This is a genomic window from Mycobacterium sp. 852002-50816_SCH5313054-b (genome assembly GCF_001667185.1).
Taxonomy (GTDB): Bacteria; Actinomycetota; Actinomycetes; order Mycobacteriales; family Mycobacteriaceae; genus Mycobacterium.
Window position 1 is genome coordinate 24,216 of sequence record NZ_LZIC01000126.1, and the last position, 16,947, is coordinate 41,162.

The window sequence follows — 16,947 nt, forward strand, 5'->3', positions numbered from 1 at the left end:
TGCGTGCCCTCAGTGGCCGACGGCGTGGCCGACGGCGTTCAGGTACTCGACGACTGCGGCGGCAACCGCAGCGGGCTGTTCGGGGAACAGGGCGTGACTGGCATCGTCGATGACAGTGGTGGTGACTCGAGCGCCGTAGCGGGCGCGCATATCGCCCCATTCGTCGCGCGTGTGAAACGGGTCGAGGGCGGCGATGATCTCGAACACCGGCGCGTTTCCGGCGCCCCAATAGCGTGCGACGTCTGTGCGGCGCACGCAGTCCACTTGCATCGCCAGGGTTTCCGGATACCAGCCGGTGAGCCAGATCGAGGCGTCGTGATCGGGTGCGAAGAACGCCAGCCGCAACGCGGTCAGTCGGATCGCGTCGGGCAGCGTGGGGTCGCCGGCGCGCATGGGCGCTGAATTGATCTGCGGGGGAACGGTTCTCCCGGACGCGGCGGCCAGGATCACCGCGGCCACCTTGTCGGGGTGGTGCACGGCCGCGGCGCGGGCGACGAAGTTACCGAATGCGTGCCCGAGGATGACCGCGGGCCCGTCGGCCAAATCGTCGATCACCCCGGCGACATCATCCGCCATGTCGGCGAAGGTGACATCGCTCATCGGTCCGCAGGAGCCGTCGACGCCGCGCGGCTGTGGGCGCAGCACGCGGTACCCCGCGGCGACCAGCGACGCGGTCAAAGCGTCGAAGTCGCGCCCGGCGTCGCGGCCGTAGGACGGGATGACGACGACGGCGGGTCCGTTCCCGTCGACGCGGGTGTCGATCGACGCCTGCCCGGCCGCGACGACGTGCCGGCTCATGTGTGCGCCCCGCCCGTCAATCCTGTTGTGGCGAAGTCCAACTCCATGCGCAGCACGGCGGCGCGTCGAACGACCCCTTCGGGAGGGGCGGTGGTGCCGCCGTCGGTGGTCACGTAGGCGACCCGACCATGCTCGCCGTCCGCCCGTCCCCACGCGGCGCTGGACGGACCGACCAGGATGTCGTCGAAGGGGTCACCGGCGATGTGGCGGACCTCGCTGCCGTGCCGCGGCCGCAGCGGCACGCGGTCGATGGTGTTGGCGCGGTGCCTGGTGACGTAGGCGAACGCGGCCTGTTCGTCCAGGCAGAAGTCGTCGGCGTTGTCGATCGCGGCGACGAATTCCGCTGATTCCGCAGGGTTTAGCGTCGTCGGGTCGACAGCGACGCGCATGAAGACCTTTTGTGCCGTGGAGGTGTAGTAGAGGTAGCCGGTGCGCGAGCCGTAACGGACGCCGTTGACCCCCGGCTGCGGGGGCGGCGGCACCTCGCTGTCGGGGTCGAAGGCCATCGTGTCGTGGGCGAGCCACACGTGCGCGGTGGCGTGTCGCGCGTCGGGATCGAGATCGACCCGCCAGATCAGACCGGCGAAGCAGTCGGCGACCGCCAAAACCCCCGGCGCGAGCAGGCAGCTGCCGTTGAGTCCGCGAGCCCGGTCGTCGAAGGCGTAGACGGTCTCCGGCGACAGGGGCCGTCCGGGTGCCCAGTCGGTGAGATCGACTCTCGCCAGACAGGATTCACCGGTGGTGTAGGCGAGGGTCAGGTTGACGATGAATACGTCGGGCGCGACCTCGACGATCCCGGTGACCGGGTGATCGAAGCTGTGCACCAGCACCGGCTCGACGAGCGCGCCCGACCGGGGCGCGGGCACCCACCAGAGTTCGCGTTGAAGAACGGCGGTGATCAGCAGCGAGCCGTCCGCGCGCACCGCGAGGTTCTCCAGAAAGTACTTCTGGGGAAAGTGGGCCACCGGGGTAAGCGTCACGGTGGGCAGGGGTGGAAGAGACATGGTGGTCCTCGATGGTCAGTGGTGGTCGGGCGCTGGAATCGCGAAGGCGTTGAGGATGCCGCACACGGTGTGATAGATGCCGGTCAGCATGGTGATGTCGAAGACACCCGCGGGCCCGAACCGTTGCGACGCTTGGTCGTACAGCGCGTCGTCGACGTGATGGGTGGCGGACAGCGCGCGAGCCAGGCGATGGGCGGTCCTCTGTTCGTCGGTGAGCGCCTCGGGCTCGGTCCCGGCAACCAGTTCGGCGATCACCGACTCCGAGAGTCCGGCGTGAAGGGCCACGGCGGAGTGGGCGTAGAGCTCGTAGGGCGCGCGCCACACGGAACCGACGGTGAGGATCACCACCTGCCGGGTACGCTCGTCCAGCGACGTGCAGTGCTGTTCGGCCGCTTGCAGTTTCAGGAATGCCGCGGACATGCCGGGGTTGAGCAGGCTCGGATTGAACGGCCCGATCAGGCGCCCGTCAACGGTGGCCGCCGCGAATCCGCTGCGCCGCGCCCATTTCACGGCGGTGGTCGTGATGTCGTCGAACAACTCCCGCGCCGCGCCGTCGACAGCCACCCGGTCGGCCAGGGCCAAGCGGCCACCCAGGCCATGTGCGGGGCCGCTCACTGGTCCAGCCCACCGGCGTTGGCCGGCACGTCGAAGGCGGCCAGCGTCATGCACACCATGGTGAACCAGCCCAGCAGCACCGCGACGTCGACGATGCCCGCGTCCCCCAAGAGGTCCCTGGCGCGCCGGTACAGGCCCGTCGGCACCACCCGCGGCGCGACCAATGCGGACGCCAACTCGTAGACCACCTGCTCTCGCGGGTCGTCGAACGACACCGGCAATCCACTGATGAGCGCTTCGACCCGCCGCGGGCCGAGGCGGGCGGCGCGTTCGGCAATGATCTCGTGCTCGTAGGTGGCGTACGCGCTGCGCCATTGCGCGGTGACGACGAGGGTGGCGATCTCGATCTCGGCCTTGCTCAACGTGGAGCGCCGCTGAAAATAGGCGCCGGTCGGCGCGATCGTCATGGACAACGCCGGATTGGCCAGCCAGATCCTGTGCGGACCGGGCACCAATCCTCGCAGCTCGCGGGTGAACTCGTAGGCCTGTTTCATGGCCGGGTCCATCTGGTCGACCGGTGTCTCCACGAAACGCCCGAACGTGCCGAAGTCGCTTGCCTCACTCATCTCGTCTCCTCCGCTGCTGGTCGACTCGGATAACGCGAACGAACATTCACTTTTTATAGTGCGCCCGTTGTCCCTTGCTGTCAAACACGAATGCTCGTGCTTTTTTATGCTATGCTGGGGTTCATGCCGAAAGTCACGCCCGAATACCGCGCGGAGCGGCGCGCACACATCATGGCGGCCGCGCGTCGCTGCTTCATCCGCAACGGATTTCACGCCGCCTCGATGCACGACCTGGTCGAGGAAGCGGGAATGTCCTCGGGTGCGGTCTACCGCTACTTCCCCAGCAAGGACGCGGTCATCGAGGCGATCGCCGCGGACAACCTGGAGCAGGTCGTCGCCGTCATCGGACAATCCATCGAGGGCGGCGCAAGCCCACAGGCGGCCATCGCGACGGTGCTCGACTTCGTGACCCTCCGCCACGGTGAGGATGGCTTCGCCGCGATCGCCCTGTTGGTCTGGTCGGAAGCCCTGCGCAACCCGACGCTGGCGACACACCTGCGCAACGCCATCGCCTCCGCGTTCGCCACGTTGAGCGCCGGCGCGCATCGTCAATCCGACGGCCAACTCGATCCGACCGCCTTGGCGGACCTGTTGTTGTGCGTGCTGCCCGGCTATCTCATGCGGTTGGCCCTGGGCGGACACGAGGCCGTCGAGAACATTCCCACCGCCATCGAGAAGGTGCTCAACGTTCCCGAGCGCTCACCGGCACCAGCGTAAGCATTTCCACCAGAACAGCTTTCGATAAATACCTATCGCTCTACGCGATGGGCCGAGCAATCGACGAACCAATGAGCTTCCGCCACAGATGAATTAGATGGAAAGATACCGCGAAGACTCCAGAAATGCCGGAATATCGGCCGCGCACATGTAGTTGGGGGTGGGTATGAAAGCAATCGGTTACACCGAGTTCGGTGGCCCAGAAGTACTGCGGGCCTTGGAGTTACCGGAGCCCCATGCCGGGCCCGGGCAGGTCCGGGTACGCGTGCACGCGGCGGCGGTCAATCCCGCCGACACGGCGGCACGGTCGGGATGGATGAAACGCCACTATCCGCCAGATACCCTCCCGGGAGGCCGCTATCCCGATCCACCGTACGTGACGGGCTGGGACTTCTGCGGTGTTCTCGACGAGGACCCCGACGGTGGTTCGATCGGCATTGGCGAGCGAGTCATCGGACTCACGCTGAGCCCGATGGGCAAGGTCGGCGCGTACGCCGAATACGTCGTGACCGATTCCAGGTCGGTGGTGCGGACGCCGAGCGACGCCACAACCGTTGCGGCGTCCACTCTTCTGATGAATGCCGTGACCGCCTACGCGATGCTCGAGGCGCTCGCCGTTCCCGCCGGCGGCACCGTCGCGGTGACCGGTGCGGCCGGAGCCCTGGGGGGCTACGCGATCGAATTGGCCAAATACCAAGGGCTGCAGGTGGTTGCCGACGCCGCCGAGACCGACGACGCACTCGTCAAACAATTGGGGGCAGACGTCGTCGTCCGCCGCGGTGACGGACTTGCCCAACGCATTCGCGCGGTGATGCCCGCGGGGGTCGACGGTGTTGTGGACGCGGCGCTCTATACCGACGCCATCGTTCCGGCCGTCCGCGACGGCGGCTCGGTCACGTCGGCCCGCCAGCATGTTGGCCCCAGTCAGCGATCAATCCGCTGGCACGTGGTTTCGGTCACCGAGCACATCTCGCGCACCGATGTGCTCGACACCCTGCGCGACCTGACGGAAGCCGGCACCCTGACCCTGCGTGTGGCGGACACCCTGCCCGCCGAGCGGGCCGCCGACGCACACCGGCGACTGGAAGCCGGCGGACTCCGCGGCCGCCTGGTGCTCACCTGGTAGCTCGAGCCGCCTGCGGCGCGGCTCATTGCCTGCATCGCTGAACGACTATTGGGAGGAATTCCGATGGCAGACGACGCCGTCGACATCTCAGGCCTGCTCACACCACTGACAGTGAGATCGGTCCGGTTGCCGAACCGGTTCGCCCTGGCCCCGATGACCCGATACGCCACGCCGGACGGGGTGCCCACCGCGGAGTACCCAGGATATTTCCGGCGGCGCGCAGCCGGCGGCATGGGCCTGCTGATCACCGAGGCGACACTGATCCCCGATCCGAGTACCGCGCTGGACCTGGATATGGCCAGCTACTTCCGCGACGAGGCGAAAGAGGTGTGGAGAACCGTGGTCGAAGGAGTACACGACGAAGGCGCGGCGATCTTCTCGCAATTACTCCATGCCGGGGTGTACCGGGGACCGAACCCAGCAGTGTTCCCCGATGTCCCGGCCGCGAGTCCGTCCGGAATCGACTTCTACGGTGAACCGGTCGGGAAACCACTCTCTACCAACGACATCGACAGAATTTACGGCAACTACGTGCGGGCGGCCCGCAACGCGCAGTGGGCGGGGTTCGACGGCATCGAAGTGCACGGCGCCCATGGATACCTACCGGACCTGTTCCTGTGGGGCCGCACCAACCGGCGCGATGACCGCTACGGGGGTGCGTTGCGGGACAGGACACGGTTTGCCGCCGAACTGATCACGGCGCTGCGCGCCGAACTGGGACCGCAGACACCGATCAGCTTCCGCTTCTCCCAATGGAAGGCCGACCTGTATGACGCGAGGCTCGTCAACAGCCCGCACGAGTTGGAAGCGCTCCTGCGCCCGCTCGCCGAAGCCGGTGTCGACATCTTGCACCCGTCAACGCGCCGGCACTACCAGCCGGCCTTTCCCGAACGCAGCGGCACAGACGGCCAACTGAGTCTGGCGGGATGGACCAAAAAGGTCACCGGACTGCCCACCATCGTCGTGGGATCGATCGGGCTCACCAAAACCATTGAAGGCCAGGGCAACACCCCCGACGGGCACGCCGACATCGCCTCACTGCAAACACTCGTCGAGCAATTCGAACGCGGCGAATTCGACATCGCCGCCATCGGCCGGGCCGCCCTGGCCAACCTCGACTTCGTCGACAAGGTCCGCGCCGGACGGGACGACGAGCTGATCCCCTACAACGAGCACCGACACAAACTCACACTCTGCTGACATCGAAAGCTGTCGGATAGAAAGGAACTCGACCATGCAGGTGTACCGATTCGACGGCGCCGGCGGGCTCGACGGATTGCGGATGCGCGACGAACCCGTCCCGTCACCGCAGCGAGGAGAACTGCTGCTTCGCATCAAGGCTGTCGCACTGAATTACCGGGACATCGCAATCCCGCTGGGTCGCTACGTGCGCGACAGCAGGCCGGGCCTGGTGCCGTGCAGCGATGCCGCCGCCGAAGTCGTCGAGACCGGTGAGGGCGTCGACGACCACCGGCCGGGCGACCGGGTCGTCAGTGCCTTCCACCCCCGGTGGTTCGGCGGCCCGATGCCGGCCACCGCGAACTCCGACAGCTACGGCAGTGGGCAGGACGGGTGGCTCACCGAATACAAGGTGGTCTCGCGGGAAGCGGTCGTCGGCATCCCCGCGGCAATCCCCGACGAACAGGCGGCGACGCTACCCTGCGCCGGGGTAACGGCGTGGAACGCGCTCGGCGGACCCACGCCGGTGCGGGCGGGCCAGACGGTGCTGACCCTTGGTTCGGGTGGGGTTTCGGTGTTCGCGTTGCAACTGGCCAAGATCTTGGGCACCCGCGTCATCGCGACCACCTCGAGCGCGCGAAAGGCCGAGACACTGCGCGCCCTCGGCGCCGCGGAGGTCATCAATTACCGCGACAACCCCAAGTGGGGCGAGCAGGTTCGTGACGTGACCGAAGGGCGCGGTGTGGACCGCGTCGTCGAGGTCGGCGGGCCCGCCACCATCGAGCAGTCGTTGCGGGCGGTCGCCGCGAACGGGGAGGTGACGCTGATCGGTTTCCTCAGCGACGACAACCCCGGCATCGACTATTTCCTCCTGAAGGGCAGTGGCGCGACAATGCGCAGCATCACGGTCGGCGACCGGACCGACTTGCAGGCACTCGTCCGTGCCGTGGTTGCGACGGGCCTCACACCGGTCATCGACGGAGTCTTCGATTTCGAAGATGCCAAATCGGCGTTCGAGCGGCTGCGCGATGGCAAGCACGTCGGCAAGTTGGTCATCCGGGTCGGCTGAGGCCGAGAATGCCTCGCCGCCGGGGCCGACACCGAAACCGGCACCGCGCCGCTTTTCCGGGTGATGTGACTTGGTTCCGTCACGGTGTTAGGGTGATGGAACCGAGTCACATCACTCTTCGTCCCAACCTCGGGCCCGAATTACGCCAGCGGAGGATTCACGATGCGCGTCTTCGTCACCGGACCCAGTGGCCACATCGGCTCCGCTGTGGTTCCGCAGCTGCTCCGAGCCGGACATGAGGTGGTCGGGCTCGCCCGGTCCGACACCTCGGCAGATGCTGTGAAAGCACTCGGCGCCAACGTCTTTCGCGGCGCCCTCGGCGATCTCGACGGGTTGCGCGACGCTGCCGCAGGGGCAGACGCGGTGATTCATCTCGCGTTCGATCACGCCGCGGTAGCCGCCGGAGACCTGGCCGGTGCGGCAAGCGCAGACCTGGCCGTCGTGCAGACCTTCGGCCAGGCCTTGGCCGGCGCCGGCAAGACCTCGATCGGGGTCGGCGTGACGCGTAGCGGCAGTACCGACAGCGATGAGGCGTTGAGCGCCAACCCCCGCTCGGAAATCGCTCGTACGGTCGCCTCGCTCGCCGAGGACGGTGTGCGGTCAGTGAACGTGGGGATCCCGCCGGTAGTGCACAGCAGTCGCGATCAGCGGGGTTTCGTCCCGATGCTGATCGGGATCGCGCGGGGCACAGGCGTTTCCGGCTACGTCGGAGACGGGAACAATAGGTGGCCCGCCGTTCACGCCCTCGACCTCGGCACGCTCTTCCGGCTCGCCCTGGAAGACGCCCCAATCGGATCTCAGCTGCCCGCCGCGGCCGAGGAGGGCATTCCGGTACGCGAGATCGCTGAGACCATCGGCCGCCACCTGGGTATCCCCACCGCGAGCATCCCTGCCGAGCGGGCCGCGGACCACTTCGGAACCTTCGCCCCCTTCATATCGCTCGACCTCACACTGTCCGGCGCGCACAGCCGAAACCTGCTGGGCTGGGAGCCCATTCATGCCGGGCTGCTCGCCGACCTCGAGCAGGGTCACTACTTCACGACATGACCCCGGCTGCCCGATGGGGGCTCGCCCAGATCGCGTCTTTGTGCGGCCGGGTCTAACGCAGGCGGTCCTTGATGACCTTGCCCGTGGCGTTGAGGGGCAACGCCTCGAGGAACTCGACCGTGCGCGGCACCTTGAAACCCGCCATGCGCTCACGGCACCAGCCGATCAATTCCTCGGCGCCCACCGCGCCTTTCGCGACGACGAAAGCCTTGCCCACCTGTCCCAGCCGCTCGTCGGGCACCCCGATGACCGCCGCCTGCGCGACGGCCGGGTGCTTCATCAGGAAGCCCTCGATCTCGGCCGGATACGCGTTGAACCCGCCGACGATGTACATGTCCTTCTTGCGCCCGATGACGCGCAGCCGGCCGGCGTCGTCGAAGTTGCCCAAATCGCCTGTGTGCAGCCAGCCGTCGGGGTCGATCGCCTCGGCAGTAGCCGCCGGGTCGTCCAGGTAGCCCTGCATGACGCCGTAGCCTCGGACCAGCACCTCGCCGTCGTCGGCGATGCGCACCTCGACGCCCTCGCACGGCAGCCCGGCGGTGGTCGCGACATCCTCGAAGGAGTCGCCGGGCCGCGACAAGGTCACGTTGCCCGCCTCGGTGAGCCCGTACCCGGTCATCAACGTCTGGAACGGCAGCTCGTCATGGATGCGCCGGACCAGCTCGACGGGGATGTCGGCGGCGCCGGTGACGCCGGCGCGCAACGTGGCAAGCCTGGACTTGTCGGGAACCGTCAGCAAGGAGTGGTACAGCGTCGGCGGCCCGGGCAGCATCGTGATGCCTTCGCCGTCAATGAGATTCACCACCGCGTCGACGTCGAACAGCGCTACGGGCAGCATCGTCGCGCCGCGCAGGAAGGACGTGACGAGTCCTGCCTTCAGGCCGAACGTGTGGAAGTACGGGTTGATCTGCAGGTACCGGTCGCCCTTGCGCAGGTCCGCGAGCGTCGCCCACTCCTCGTACATGCGCAACGTTTGACCGTGATTCATCATCGCGCCCTTGGGGCGCCCCGTCGTGCCCGAGGTGAAGATGATGTCCGAGATGTCGGTGCCGTCCACCGCCCGCTCGAACGGGGAACCGCCGGAAAGGAAGTCGGACTTCACATCGATGACCGGTATCCCCGCGGGCGCAACGTAGTCCTGGTCCAGAAATCCTTTTTGCACCAGGACGGCCTTGGCGCCGCTCCGCGCGATGACGTCACCCGCTTCCTCGGTCTTGAACCGGGTGTTCACCGGCACCAGCACACCGCCGGCGGTGAGCAGTCCGAACGCCGCGATGATCCACTCGGCCGAGTTCGGTGCCCAGATCGCGATCCGATCGCCCTTGTCGACACCAAGGTCAGCGAAAGCCCCTGCGGCGCAACGGATCCGCTGGACGACTTCCGTGAATGTCAAGCGCAACGGACCGTCAACGACGGCTTCCGCGTCGCCGAACCGGTCCGCCGCGCTCAAGACCATCTCGGGGATGGTCCGCCACTCAGGTTCGATTGGCCGCCTGCTAGACGTCACACCGTGACGAGTCGACCGAGGTTGCCGCCCATGATCTTTGCCTGGTCGTCGGCGGACAGGTGCGACAGCGCGTTGACGTAGAAGGTCGGCTCGGCCAGCCCTTCGGGGTGCGGCCAGTCGGAGCCGTACAACACCCGGTCCACGCCGACGAGGTTGACCAGGTCGTCGATGCCGTCCTCGAAGAACGGGCTGACGTGAATGCGGCTCTTGACCATCTCGACGGGGTCGCTCGGGAAGACTTCCGGGGCCTTGCGGTAGACCTCCGCGAGGCCGTCCAGCAACGGGGTCATCCACTTCGAACCGGCCTCGACGATCGCCACCTTCAGCTTCGGGTGGCGGTAGAGCGCGCCGTGGATCACCCACGAGCCCACCGCGTCCTGGATCGGCCGCCACTCGTTGAGGATGCCCATCGCATTGGTCTGGAACGGCAGCATCTCCTGCTCGGCGCCGTCCCACTCGGAGGTGTACCGGGAGTAGCCGCTGTCGCTGGAGTGCATGCCGACCAGCACGTCGTGCTCGACGACCCGCTCCCAGAACGGGTCGAACTCGGGCGTCGCGAACGACCGCGGACCGCGGAAGCCGGGGACGGGAGCCGGCCGGACCAGGATGCAGCGGGCACCGCGCTTGACCGCCCACTCCAGCTCCTCGATCGCCTTCTCGACGATCGGCAGGGTGATGACCGGGGTGGTGAAGATCCGGTTCTGGTAGTTGAAGCCCCAGACCTCATCCAGCCATTCGTTCAGCGCATGGATCAGGACGTGGATGGCGACCGGGTCGTCGCGCAACCGCTCCTCGAGCAGGCTGGCGAGCGTCGGGAACATCAGGGTGCGGTCCAGACCCAGCTCGTTCATCTTCTCCAGCCGCGGACCTGGCTCGAAGAACGCCGGGATCGCGCGCATCGGCTCACCGAACAGCTCGCGCTTGCTCTTGCCGTCCGGGTTGCCGTACTTGAAGTATTCCTCCCACGCGCCCGGCCGGGCGACGACCTCGAAGGTCGGGTTGGGAATGTAGTTGCTGATGTGGCCGCGGATCGCGATCTTGGTGCGGCCGTTGATCTGCACGTACTGGACGAAGTCCTTGTACTCCTTGGGCAGGAACTTGGTCAACGCCTCCGGCGGCTCGTAGAGATGGTTATCCGCGTCAAAGATCGGAAACGGGACGTCCTCCCGGTGCGACAACTGGCCCATGAAATCCTCCTTCGCAATTTACGAGAATACTATTCTCTACGGGCGGACGACCGCAACGGGGCCCCACCTTTCAAGGCTCGGGCCGTGTTAGTCAGCAGGTCGCGATGATTTTGAACGTCGCGGAAGCCGCTTCGCCCGGCTTGTCGGTCTTGTAGCCGTTGGCGGTGCCGGTGATCGTGAATTTGTCGCCACTGAGGCTCATGTCCGCATTGCCGCCGTCATGTGCCGAGTACATACCGGTGAACCCGCCCAGATTTTGGATGCGGACCGACTCGGCGGTCAGCGGCTCGGCTCGCTGATCGATCACCACCTTGGCCCCGGCGAAATCGCCGCCGATGTCGATCGTCCGGTACCACTCCAACTGGCTGCATTTGACCACATGGATGTTCGCGTCGTTTCCGTTGACGGTCACCGACGCTGCGCTGGAGATGGGGCTCTGCGGCTTTGGGCTGCATGCGCCCAGCCCGGCCACGGCAAGCGCCGCGGCCGCTACCACCACGATTCGGTTACGCACCTGGCCACCTCAATCCTCGGCGACGAACTTCTGGACCTGCTGCGATGATGTTATTCTCCCCGAAAGAGAATGCCAATATCGGTAATTCGCGGCTTTTTCCCTGGAGCGATGACGCATGGTGGACCTCGAGTTCGATGGCGGGCTGGCGGTGCTCACCATCGATCGCCCGCACGCGCGCAATGCCATCGCGCTGGACACCATGGAGCAGCTGGAGAAGGCGATCGACGCCGCGGCGGGCGCGCGCGCCTTGGTCGTCAAGGGCGCGGGCGACCGGGCTTTCGTCTCGGGCGGTGATCTCAAGGAGCTGAGCGCGCTGCGCACCGAAGAGGACGCCGCGGCCATGGCCAGGCGGATGCGGTCCATCTGCGATCAGCTGGCGGCGTTTCCGGCGCCGGTCGTCGCCGCGCTCAACGGCCACGCCTTCGGCGGCGGCGCCGAATTCGCCGTCGCCGCCGACATCCGGGTCGCCGCCGACGACATCAAGATCGCCTTCAATCAGGTGACGCTGGAGATCATGCCGGCGTGGGGCGGCGCCGAACGACTGGCCGCGATTGTCGGCAAGAGCAAGGCATTGCTCCTGGCGGGGACGGGAACCGCCCTCGACGCCGCGGAGGCGGAGCGGATAGGCCTGGTGGATCTGGTGTTTCCGCGTGCCTCGTTCGATGAAGGCTGGCGGTCGGTCGCAATCTCGCTGGCCCGCCATCCGGCGGCCGAGATAAAACGGGTAATCAGCGGCGTTTCCCCTGATGAAGCGATAGCATCCTTTGCACGGCTGTGGGTTGCCGACGCCCACTGGCAGGCCGCAGAACGGGTGATGAACCGCACCGCCAGTCCGCGCCCGGCAGCCGAAGGAGCGACATGACGAGCACCGCGAAGAAACTGTTGGGCGTTGGCGCGGCGATCTTGATGGCGCTGACGGGCCTGCTGGTGAACACCGGGCGGGCGCACGCCGACCCGGTCTGGCACCAAGTCGTGTACGTCGTCTCGTCCAGGAACCCGGCCTACGTCGACATCTTCTATCAGGATCAGGACCCGACGGTCTTCTCCGACTACAGCCACAACCCATACGCGTTCACCCCGCAGGTCCACGCCGATGTCGGCCCCGGTAAGCCGTGGGTTCAACCGGTCAACCTCTTGAACCCGGATCAGTGGGCGATGGTCACGGTCACTACCGGGCGCGAACCGGGGGACCCCGGCATTCAATGCGACCTGTCGGTCGACGGCAAGGTTGTCGTGTCCAAGGTTGGACCCAAGGGCGCGCTCTGTTCGCTGCGGACCTGGTGAACCACCCAGGTGGGCGGCATCCCTGCAACGGGCTGCGGCTCGCCTTCCAGCCGGCGCAGGTAAGTCTCGACCAGCTCCAAGGTTTCGGCGTGGCCGCCGGATATGCCCACCGCCTGCTCGAGAACCAGGAACCGCGACAGGCTGGTCATCAGGACCGTCCACACCACCGGCGGCACGTCCTCGCGCTCGGCGCCGTAGCGCTGCAGGGCGGCGCCCACCGCCAGGCGTTGTTCCTCGCGGAAGCGTTCCGCGTAGTAAGCGATTTCGGCTCGCATCTCCTTGCGATGGTTGGCCAGCGCCATGAACTCCATCGAAATCCGGGTGAAGCCCGGGTCGGTGCCGAACCTCCACAACGCCCACAGCGGCTGGGGGCATTGCAGCGCTCGCGCCTGCGCTTGCAGCCCTTCTTCGGCGCGGCGGCGGAAGACCTCGAGGAACAGCTCGTCCATGGTGCGGAAGTAGTAGTGCACCAGTTGGGGTTTCAGCCCCGCCCGGCCGGCGAGCCGACGCGAGGTGACGGCCGCATAGCCCTCTTCGAGCATCAGCTGTTCGGCCGCGTCGAGCAGCAGGCCGCGGTTCTTGGCGTCCGGCGCCCCGATCCTGCGGGCCACGGAAGCAGGTGTCATGCCTTGACTCCATACCCTCGACGCACTCGCGACATCCCAGTGTCGACCATGCCTGATCGTAGCCAGATCGTCGCGCCTCCCATGCGCGGCGATCTTGACCCTGACAATACCGCCATGCTAAGCAAGTGCTCAGCACTTTGTGGATAATGGACACCTGACTCGGGCGGCGCAGAGTCTCGCCGCTGACCGATCATTCGGCCGAGAGCCGCTCTTGGAGGCATGCACGACATGAGCAACTTCGACACGATCGACTTCTTCACCGATCAATCGCTGGTGCCCGATCCCCACCCCTATTTCGACTACCTGCGCAGCCAGAATCCGGTGCTGCGGCTGCCGCATCATGGGGTCGTCGCGGTCACCGGCTACGAGGAGGCCACCGAGGTCTACAAGGATCCCGACACCTTCTCGAACATCGTCGCGCTCGGCGGGCCGTTTCCCCCGCTGCCCTTCCAGCCCGAGGGCGACGACATCAGCGCCCAGATCGATGAGCACCGCAGCTACTTCCCGATGAACGAGCACATGGTGACCATGGACCCGCCGGACCACACCAAGGCCCGGTCGGTGCTGGCCAAACTGCTCACCCCGAGCCGGCTCAAGCAGAACGAGGAGTTCATGTGGCGCCTCGCCGACCGCCAGCTCGACGAGTTTCTGGTCAACGGCGAGTGCGAGTTCATCAGCGAATACTCAAAGCCGTTCGCCACCTTGGTGATCGCCGATCTGCTCGGCGTCCCGGAGGAGGATCACAAGGAGTTCCGCGTGGTATTGGGCGCCGACCGCCCCGATGCGCGGGTGGGCGCCCTCGACCATGAGAGCGTCGGCATCAACCCGCTGGAATGGCTCGACGACAAGTTCTGCTCCTACATCGAGGACCGGCGGTCCGAACCGCGCAACGACGTGCTGACCTCGTTGGCGACGGCGAAATACCCGGACGGGTCCACACCCGAAGTCATCGACGTGGTCCGTAGCGCCACCTTCCTTTTCGCCGCCGGGCAGGAAACCACCGCCAAGCTGCTCAGCGCCGCGCTCCAGGTGATCGGTGACCGGCCCGACATACAGCAACAGCTGCGCGACGACCGCAGCCTCATCCCCGGGTTCATCGAGGAATCGCTGCGGATGGACAGTCCGGTGAAAAGCGACTGCCGCCTGGCCCGCAGGGCCACCACGGTCGGCGGCATCGACATTCCCGCCGGCACCGTCGTCATGGTGCTACCGGGCGCGGCCAACCGCGACCCGCGGCGGTTCGACACCCCGCACGAGTTCGACCTCCGCCGCAAGAACGTCCGCGAGCACATGGCGTTCGCGCGTGGCGTGCATTCGTGTCCGGGCGGCCCGCTCGCCCGGGTGGAGGGCCGGGTCTCCATCGAACGCATCCTGGACCGGATGGGCGACATCAAAATCAACGAGGTCAAACACGGGCCGGCCGACGACCGCCGGTACACCTACGAGCCGACGTACATCCTGCGCGGGCTGAGCGAACTGCACCTGACCTTCACGCCGGGTTAAGGTCCGCTGCCGATCTGCTCGAAGATCCCGGAGAACTCGAACGGGGTCTGTGCGATTCCGCTGCCGTCGACGGCGTCGACGGCGCCCAACGTTCCCGTGATGTCGCGGGGGAGCTCCCACATGGACAGCTCGCCGATGTTGTTCTGCTGGGCGAAGGTGGTCAGCTGCTGCGCGTTGGCAAGACTGAAGATCTCGCTCGGGTCGTCGTTGATTCCGATCAGGGGCGTCACCCCGAGCATGTGCCACACCTGCTGGCTGGTCATCGACGGGTAGAGCGTCATCAACTGGCCGTGGGTGGCCGTCGCGGCGTCGATCGCATACACCCCCATGCCGGGGTTGCCGGCCTGGTCGAAGCCGTTGCCGTAGTCCATGGCCATGACGTTGACGCGGGATACGTCCACGCCGTTGGCGGCCGCGATCTGCAGCACGTTCAACCCGCCGCCCTGCCCGGCGACCAGACCCGTGGGCAACACCGGAAGCGTGTACGAGACCGTCACCGGCGTGCCGTTGGCGGCCTCCTGCTGCTGCAGCATCGCGATCGCCTTCGCCTGCGTGGTCAGCGCGGGAGTGTTGGACTGCAACGCGCCTTCGACGTCGAAGTCCAGGTTGTAGATCTTGTACGTGTTGACCACCGACAAATAGTCCTGCTCCAGCGCGGTGGGGGTCTGACCATTGACCGCGGACAGATCCGTGCCGGCCTCGCCGCCGAAGGAGATCGCCCCGGCGATGCCCGCGTTGTGCATGTTGGCGATCTGGTTGTTGATGTACGAGATCTGCGAGCCGCCGTTGATGTCGTACGCCGAATAGCCGCCCCAGGACGGTTGACCGTTCGGGTCCGCGGTGATGAAGGCGAGCGTGGCGTCCTTGACTCCGGCGTGGCCGGCGGACGAGAAGTCGTATCCGTTGGGCCCGGGGTAGAGCGTCACGTCGACATAGGGCGAGTACACGCCCGAGGAGGTTCCGCCCGTGCCGCCGCCCCCGCCGAGGCTGGTGCCATCGTGGCCCTTGGTGCCATTGGCCCCCGCGTGGCCCAACATTGCCGAACCCTGGCCACCGGCCCCGCCCGCGCCGCCGGTGCCCCCGACCGCCCCGCTGCCGCCGTCACCGCCGTTGCCGCCGATACCGCCATTTCCGTAGAAGAGGCCACCGGTGCCGCCGGCGCCGCCCGCCCCTCCGTTGCCGCCGTTGACGCCTGGAGTGCCCGCGGCACCGACGGTGCCGGGTCCACCGGCACCACCCTGGCCGCCGGTGCCGAACAGTCCCGCGTCGCCGCCTCGGCCGCCGGGCTTACCGGCAGCGCCGGATCCGCCCCTGCCGCCGTCGCCGACCAAAAGCCCACCGGGACCGCCGTTTTGGCCGGTTCCCGGCGCCCCGTCCGCGCCGTTGCCGATCAACGGCCGGCCCAGCAGCGCGTTGGTGGGCGCATTGATCAGGCCCAGCACATCCTGTTCCAGGCTCGACAACGGTGAGGCGTTGGCGGCCTCGGTGGCCGCATACGAATTCCCCGCGCCGTTCAACGCCTGCACGAACTGCTGATGGAAGGTCGCCGCCCGCGCGTTGAGCGACTGGTAGGCCTTCGCGTAGGTAGAGAACAGCGACGCGATGGCCGCCGACACCTCGTCGCCGGCGGCGGGCATCAGGGCGGTGGTTCCCACCACGGCGACCGCATTAGCCTCGCCGAGCGTCGAACCGATGCCGGCCAGCTCCGAGGCCGCCGCTGCCACCAGCGCCGGTGCCGCGATCAGAAACGTCATGGTTGCCACCCGCCTGTCGGCGTATCACGCGATCTGGCAAATGTTATTTCCGCGGACAAATCACCAAAGTCGGCGCGAGATAAGCGTTATTCAACCGTTACAAACGGCGTATATCTCCATGACAGAGCGGGCACCCGCGTCTAGCGCGTTGACATTTTGCGCGCTATCGGAACGCCATTCCGGAGAAGTAGCAGGCCAGCAGACTCACCGCGATCAGTATCACCCAGGCGTCCGTCAGGCGGCACAGCAAGGCGGGCGCCTGTCTGACTTCCATGAACTCGCGAAAGATGATGCGCACCTTGATGACTGCGATCACGATGACGCTCGACGTGACCGCCGCGCTGGGGCCGGCCGAACGATCCACCGAGTGATCGATCACCAGGTATCCCAAGGTGAGCGACGCCAGCACCACCCAAACAACCAACAGCCGTTTGTTGAATGTGATCACCTG

The 16,947-nt window shown here is 66.7% G+C and carries 18 protein-coding genes; 8 read left to right on the plus strand and 10 right to left on the minus strand.

Translation table 11 applies throughout. The annotated features are described in order from the left end of the window. Nucleotides 1–9: 9 nt before the first annotated feature. Genes A5787_RS22260 through A5787_RS22275 form a run of 4 tightly spaced genes read right to left on the minus strand, consistent with a single transcriptional unit; the run spans nt 10 to nt 2,983 of the window. A complete protein-coding gene (locus A5787_RS22260) occupies nt 10–798 on the minus strand; it encodes an alpha/beta fold hydrolase (RefSeq protein WP_066971044.1) in 789 nt (262 codons plus the stop codon). Next, entirely contained in the window at nt 795–1,802 is a 1,008-nt protein-coding gene (locus A5787_RS22265) for a hypothetical protein (protein WP_066971046.1), read from the minus strand. Before A5787_RS22265 ends, A5787_RS22260 begins: the two co-directional genes overlap by 4 nt. A gap of 15 nt (nt 1,803–1,817) precedes the next feature. Continuing rightward, the gene (locus tag A5787_RS22270; RefSeq protein ID WP_066971048.1) at nt 1,818–2,417 is read right to left on the minus strand and encodes a carboxymuconolactone decarboxylase family protein; all 600 of its coding nucleotides are present in this window, start codon (nt 2,415–2,417) and stop codon (nt 1,818–1,820) included. Further along, nucleotides 2,414–2,983 carry a carboxymuconolactone decarboxylase family protein gene (locus A5787_RS22275; protein ID WP_066971051.1) on the minus strand — a complete coding sequence of 190 codons (570 nt, stop codon included), beginning with the start codon at nt 2,981–2,983 and terminating at the stop codon, nt 2,414–2,416. Before A5787_RS22275 ends, A5787_RS22270 begins: the two co-directional genes overlap by 4 nt. 123 nt (nt 2,984–3,106) lie before the next feature. On the opposite strand from A5787_RS22275, the gene A5787_RS22280 reads away from it, so the two are divergent. The 5 genes from A5787_RS22280 to A5787_RS22300 all read left to right on the plus strand — a co-directional run bounded on the left by A5787_RS22280 (nt 3,107) and on the right by A5787_RS22300 (nt 8,121). Continuing rightward, the gene (locus A5787_RS22280; RefSeq protein ID WP_066971224.1) at nt 3,107–3,700 is read left to right on the plus strand and encodes a TetR/AcrR family transcriptional regulator; all 594 of its coding nucleotides are present in this window, start codon (nt 3,107–3,109) and stop codon (nt 3,698–3,700) included. 166 nt (nt 3,701–3,866) lie between these two features. Continuing rightward, nucleotides 3,867–4,826: an NADP-dependent oxidoreductase gene (locus A5787_RS22285; protein ID WP_066971053.1), complete on the plus strand. Its 960-nt coding sequence runs from the start codon at nt 3,867–3,869 to the stop codon at nt 4,824–4,826. A gap of 63 nt (nt 4,827–4,889) precedes the next feature. Then, nucleotides 4,890–6,026, plus strand: a complete 1,137-nt coding sequence (locus A5787_RS22290; protein ID WP_066971055.1) for a 12-oxophytodienoate reductase — start codon at nt 4,890–4,892, stop codon at nt 6,024–6,026. 34 nt (nt 6,027–6,060) lie between these two features. After that, the gene (locus A5787_RS22295; RefSeq protein ID WP_066971057.1) at nt 6,061–7,074 is read left to right on the plus strand and encodes an NAD(P)-dependent alcohol dehydrogenase; all 1,014 of its coding nucleotides are present in this window, start codon (nt 6,061–6,063) and stop codon (nt 7,072–7,074) included. Nucleotides 7,075–7,236: 162 nt separating this feature from the next. Continuing rightward, nucleotides 7,237–8,121 (plus strand): SDR family oxidoreductase, encoded by an 885-nt coding sequence (locus tag A5787_RS22300; RefSeq protein ID WP_066971059.1) that lies wholly within the window; start codon nt 7,237–7,239, stop codon nt 8,119–8,121. A gap of 52 nt (nt 8,122–8,173) precedes the next feature. On the opposite strand, the gene A5787_RS22305 is transcribed toward A5787_RS22300, so the two are convergent. The 3 genes from A5787_RS22305 to A5787_RS22315 all read right to left on the minus strand — a co-directional run bounded on the left by A5787_RS22305 (nt 8,174) and on the right by A5787_RS22315 (nt 11,329). After that, nucleotides 8,174–9,628, minus strand: coding sequence for a FadD3 family acyl-CoA ligase (locus A5787_RS22305; RefSeq protein ID WP_255361739.1), 1,455 nt, complete (start codon nt 9,626–9,628; stop codon nt 8,174–8,176). Further along, nucleotides 9,625–10,815 (minus strand): amidohydrolase family protein, encoded by a 1,191-nt coding sequence (locus A5787_RS22310; RefSeq protein WP_066971063.1) that lies wholly within the window; start codon nt 10,813–10,815, stop codon nt 9,625–9,627. The genes A5787_RS22305 and A5787_RS22310 overlap by 4 nt, the downstream gene beginning before the upstream one ends. A gap of 91 nt (nt 10,816–10,906) precedes the next feature. Beyond that, nucleotides 10,907–11,329, minus strand: coding sequence for a lipoprotein LpqH (locus tag A5787_RS22315; RefSeq protein WP_066971064.1), 423 nt, complete (start codon nt 11,327–11,329; stop codon nt 10,907–10,909). Nucleotides 11,330–11,444: 115 nt separating this feature from the next. Here A5787_RS22315 and A5787_RS22320 point away from each other — a divergent pair, with 115 nt between their 5' ends. Both A5787_RS22320 and A5787_RS22325 read left to right on the plus strand, forming a co-directional pair. Next, the gene (locus A5787_RS22320; protein ID WP_066971066.1) at nt 11,445–12,191 is read left to right on the plus strand and encodes an enoyl-CoA hydratase/isomerase family protein; all 747 of its coding nucleotides are present in this window, start codon (nt 11,445–11,447) and stop codon (nt 12,189–12,191) included. Beyond that, nucleotides 12,188–12,613, plus strand: a complete 426-nt coding sequence (locus tag A5787_RS22325) for a hypothetical protein (RefSeq protein ID WP_066971068.1) — start codon at nt 12,188–12,190, stop codon at nt 12,611–12,613. The genes A5787_RS22320 and A5787_RS22325 overlap by 4 nt, the downstream gene beginning before the upstream one ends. On the opposite strand, the gene A5787_RS22330 is transcribed toward A5787_RS22325, so the two are convergent. Then, nucleotides 12,529–13,239: a TetR/AcrR family transcriptional regulator gene (locus tag A5787_RS22330; protein WP_066971070.1), complete on the minus strand. Its 711-nt coding sequence runs from the start codon at nt 13,237–13,239 to the stop codon at nt 12,529–12,531. The two genes, A5787_RS22325 and A5787_RS22330, sit on opposite strands and share 85 nt — an antisense overlap. Before the next feature lie 228 nt (nt 13,240–13,467). Here A5787_RS22330 and A5787_RS22335 point away from each other — a divergent pair, with 228 nt between their 5' ends. Next, nucleotides 13,468–14,742, plus strand: coding sequence for a cytochrome P450 (locus A5787_RS22335; RefSeq protein ID WP_066971226.1), 1,275 nt, complete (start codon nt 13,468–13,470; stop codon nt 14,740–14,742). Here A5787_RS22335 and A5787_RS22340 read toward each other — a convergent pair. Further along, nucleotides 14,739–16,496, minus strand: a complete 1,758-nt coding sequence (locus A5787_RS22340; RefSeq protein WP_066971072.1) for a PE domain-containing protein — start codon at nt 16,494–16,496, stop codon at nt 14,739–14,741. The two genes, A5787_RS22335 and A5787_RS22340, sit on opposite strands and share 4 nt — an antisense overlap. 163 nt (nt 16,497–16,659) lie before the next feature. Next, complete coding sequence (locus A5787_RS22345; protein WP_066971228.1) at nt 16,660–16,941, minus strand: cytochrome C oxidase subunit IV family protein; 282 nt, start codon at nt 16,939–16,941, stop codon at nt 16,660–16,662. Between the last annotated feature and the right edge of the window lie 6 nt (nt 16,942–16,947).

Coding starts and splice junctions, on each gene's coding strand:
- A5787_RS22260 (WP_066971044.1), bottom strand. CDS start 798: ATGAGCCGGCACGTCGTCGCGGCCGGGCAGGCGTCGATCGACACCCGC.
- A5787_RS22265 (WP_066971046.1), bottom strand. CDS start 1,802: ATGTCTCTTCCACCCCTGCCCACCGTGACGCTTACCCCGGTGGCCCAC.
- A5787_RS22275 (WP_066971051.1), bottom strand. CDS start 2,983: ATGAGTGAGGCAAGCGACTTCGGCACGTTCGGGCGTTTCGTGGAGACA.
- A5787_RS22280 (WP_066971224.1), top strand. CDS start 3,107: ATGCCGAAAGTCACGCCCGAATACCGCGCGGAGCGGCGCGCACACATC.
- A5787_RS22285 (WP_066971053.1), top strand. CDS start 3,867: ATGAAAGCAATCGGTTACACCGAGTTCGGTGGCCCAGAAGTACTGCGG.
- A5787_RS22290 (WP_066971055.1), top strand. CDS start 4,890: ATGGCAGACGACGCCGTCGACATCTCAGGCCTGCTCACACCACTGACA.
- A5787_RS22295 (WP_066971057.1), top strand. CDS start 6,061: ATGCAGGTGTACCGATTCGACGGCGCCGGCGGGCTCGACGGATTGCGG.
- A5787_RS22300 (WP_066971059.1), top strand. CDS start 7,237: ATGCGCGTCTTCGTCACCGGACCCAGTGGCCACATCGGCTCCGCTGTG.
- A5787_RS22310 (WP_066971063.1), bottom strand. CDS start 10,815: ATGGGCCAGTTGTCGCACCGGGAGGACGTCCCGTTTCCGATCTTTGAC.
- A5787_RS22320 (WP_066971066.1), top strand. CDS start 11,445: ATGGTGGACCTCGAGTTCGATGGCGGGCTGGCGGTGCTCACCATCGAT.
- A5787_RS22325 (WP_066971068.1), top strand. CDS start 12,188: ATGACGAGCACCGCGAAGAAACTGTTGGGCGTTGGCGCGGCGATCTTG.
- A5787_RS22330 (WP_066971070.1), bottom strand. CDS start 13,239: ATGACACCTGCTTCCGTGGCCCGCAGGATCGGGGCGCCGGACGCCAAG.
- A5787_RS22335 (WP_066971226.1), top strand. CDS start 13,468: ATGAGCAACTTCGACACGATCGACTTCTTCACCGATCAATCGCTGGTG.
- A5787_RS22340 (WP_066971072.1), bottom strand. CDS start 16,496: ATGACGTTTCTGATCGCGGCACCGGCGCTGGTGGCAGCGGCGGCCTCG.